The organism is Brevundimonas diminuta ATCC 11568 (assembly GCF_000204035.1).
Classification (GTDB): Bacteria; Pseudomonadota; Alphaproteobacteria; order Caulobacterales; family Caulobacteraceae; genus Brevundimonas; species Brevundimonas diminuta.
The window spans coordinates 520,620-523,582 of sequence record NZ_GL883086.1 but is presented as its reverse complement, the minus strand read 5'-3'; the positions used below and the strand labels follow the sequence as shown (position 1 = coordinate 523,582).

Below are 2,963 nucleotides of genomic sequence, written 5' to 3'. Positions count from 1 at the left end.
GCCCTGCTCGCCTATCTGGTGACACGCCTTCTGATACCCGAGAACGCCGCCTACGGGCTCAGCCTGCGGGACCGGCTAGCCTCCGATTATTTGCTCGCTCGCCTCAACGATGCTTGGCGCCCCTTAGCTGTCTTTGTTCTAATTTCGATGGCCGGCATCTGGTTGGTCCTCCGCAAAGTTTTGGCTCCAATCAAAGAACTGTCTCTTCAGGCGAGGCGGATCGGCCCCGCCAATCTCAATGAACGGCTGCCTTTGGCCCGGGCGCCTGTCGAACTCGCCCCCCTCGTGCACGCCTTCAACGCCTCCCTGGACCGGCTCGAAGAGGCTTGGAAATCCCAACGTTCCTTTTCCGCCAACGCCGCTCATGAACTCCGCACTCCCCTCGCCGCGCTGAGAGCGCAGGTCGAAAGTCTATTGGGACCAGAAGAGCGCAAACAGGCGGTTGCGGAGTTCGACCGGCTGTCACGGACGATCAATCAGCTATTGATCCTGGCCGATGGCGAGCACAACCCGCAGCGGCGCAGCGACCCATTCGATCTGGCGGCTCTCGCACTGGCCACGGCGAGCCAGACGGCAGCGGAGTTTGTCCAAAGCGGACGGCGAATCGAAATGATCCGTCCCGAACGAGTCATTCCCTGTTTGGGCGACCATGTCCTGGTGGGTCTTGCGATCCGCAACCTGCTGGAAAACACCTTGCGGCATACCCCCGTCGGATCCACGACGACCGTCATGTTCGACGACCAAGACGTTTTACACGTGCTGGACGACGGCGATGGCGTGGCGCCCGAATTCGCCGCTCGCGCGTTCGAACCCTTCTCGCGAGGCGACCCCCACGGCGCGGGCGCGGGCTTGGGCCTATCGATCGTATCCCGCATCGCGATGGCCCACGGCGGACGAGCTTGGCTGGCTGATCGATCCAGCGGCGCCTGCTTCTGTCTACAGCTTCCTCTCGCCCATGATACGGAACGGTCCCGATCCGTCTGAAGCCCTGCTAGCCCATGGTCTTATCTGGCCTGAAGCTCAAGCTTCTCCCGGTGAACACGGTCGATCGAATTCTTGCTCGAAGAAGCAGCCTCAAAGGCGATAGCTATCCGCCCCATTCGCCGCCAAAACACCAGTTGCGATCTGGAAGGTGAATCAGCTGGCCTATAAGGCCGCGTTTTTAGGGGAAATGGTACGCCCCCTCGGGCTCGAACCGAGGACCCTCTGATTAAAAGTTTGGCAAGCGCCCTCCCGGTTAGCTTGTCTCAGTTTGTTCTAGCTTAATAACCCATTTAAAATCAGATAGTTGAGCCGTTGTAAATTTGACGTTCCTTGTCCATGCTGCCCGCAGCTTGCTAGCATTGTGCTAGTTTTTGGGTGCGAGGGACCGGAATGGTGAAGCTAACAAAAGCCTATATCGATGAGGTGAAGCCGCCCGAAAAGGGCTTTGCCATGCACTGGGATGACAAGATCGCGGGCTACGGCTTGCGGGTCACTGCCGGGGGCGTGCGGAGCTTCATCGCCCAGGGGCGCGTGCGCGGTAAATCGGTCATCGTGACGATCGGCCGATACGGGTTGTACCCCGAGGACAAAGCCCGGAAACGAGCCCAGAGCATCCTGCAGGGGATGCGAGAGGGCATCGACCCTCGGGACGCCAAGAAGGCCGACGAGGCGATGCGCGTGACGCTTGGGGAGGTATGCGAGGCCTATGTCTCCCGGCCGGGCAGGCTAAAGGCCAGCACGAGAACCGAGTACAAGCGGCACGTGGACAAGGTCTTCGCGGCCTGGAAAGACAAGCCCATCGTCCAGATCACTGAGGACGACGTGCGCAAGCGGCATCGCGCGCTTGTGGAGGGGGGACTGGATGGAAAAAAGGGCGCTCCAGCCAGCGCCAACGCCGCAATGGTCACGTTGCGCATCCTGCTCAACTTCGCGGGTCGCCAGTACCGGCGCGGCGACGGGACGCCCCTGATCCAGCGGAACCCCGTCGAGGTTCTGAAGGACCATTGGGCGCCGATGGGATCGCGCACGGACCGCTACATCGACCGGCGGAGGATCGGGGAGGTCTGGAACGCCCTGAATAGGGCTCGGACCGACGCCAAAGACCACCACGCCTTAGCCAGCATCGATTTGACCCTGTTCCTGCTGCTGACCGGAGCGCGCCGGGACGAAGGAGCCACCCTCACGTGGGATCGCGTCAATATCGACGATGAAGACCCCTCAAACTGCTGGTGGCATCTGGACGAGCGCAAGCGGGGCGAGCCCCTGTGGCTCCCGCTGTCGTCGCAGGCCGTCGCGGTGCTGAAGGGACGACCACGGTCGAACGATAACCCTCACGTCTTCCCGTCCTGGAGCAAGACGGGCCACGTGACCGAGGCGCGCGCGCCGATGGAGTTGGTTAGCGCGGTGGCGGGAAAACACCTGAGCCTCCACGACCTCCGGCGAACCTTCACGAACATCGCCATGCGCGAGTGCCTGATCGAAAAGTTCAGGACGGACCTCCTCACTGGCCACAAGCCCGCGCAGGAGGACGTCACCGCCCGCAACTATCTCGACTTGGCCCGCCTCGAATGGCTCCAGCCCGAGGTGCAGAAAATCGGCGATTGGATCGAGCTACAGGCTCGGGTGGCAGAGGCGAAGGCCAGGGGCGAGAACGTGGTGCCGCTACGCGCATAGCGCTGTAGGCCCCGTAGCCGCCGCTACAGCCGGGGGAAGGTGTTGGCCAAGGGTAGGCTCGCGGCGTGGAGTGAAAGCTACTGGGGCCTCATAGCAGTACATCAATACTCCTTACCCTACCGCTCTTCTTCAGCCTCACGTTATAGAACTTGTTTTTTCGATCGCGGCGAACAGCGTACATTCTTCCCAACAGAGTACCCACGCTAACATTGCTGAGAGTAGAGGCCAATTCCTCATCATAGTTCGTCTTAGATTGATCGTCTCGCCGTGTTTTTATCCAGTTCACATAGTCATCATAAAGCGGC

3 protein-coding genes are annotated in these 2,963 nt (G+C 61.0%); 2 read left to right on the top strand and 1 reads right to left on the bottom strand.

Going from position 1 to position 2,963, the window contains the following annotated elements:
• Positions 1 to 984, top strand: a 984-nt coding sequence (locus BDIM_RS06275; protein ID WP_040345251.1) for an ATP-binding protein, incomplete at its 5' end; no start/stop codon positions are given.
• Between the two features lie 390 nt (positions 985 to 1,374).
• Positions 1,375 to 2,658 (top strand): tyrosine-type recombinase/integrase, encoded by a 1,284-nt coding sequence (locus tag BDIM_RS06270; protein ID WP_003164728.1) that lies wholly within the window; start codon positions 1,375 to 1,377, stop codon positions 2,656 to 2,658.
• Positions 2,659 to 2,746: 88 nt separating this feature from the next.
• Here the strand turns inward: BDIM_RS06270 and BDIM_RS18290 are convergent.
• Positions 2,747 to 2,963 (bottom strand): hypothetical protein (locus BDIM_RS18290; RefSeq protein ID WP_211205972.1); only part of this gene is annotated, 217 nt, incomplete at its 5' end.

Coding starts and splice junctions, on each gene's coding strand:
- BDIM_RS06270 (WP_003164728.1), top strand. CDS start 1,375: ATGGTGAAGCTAACAAAAGCCTATATCGATGAGGTGAAGCCGCCCGAA.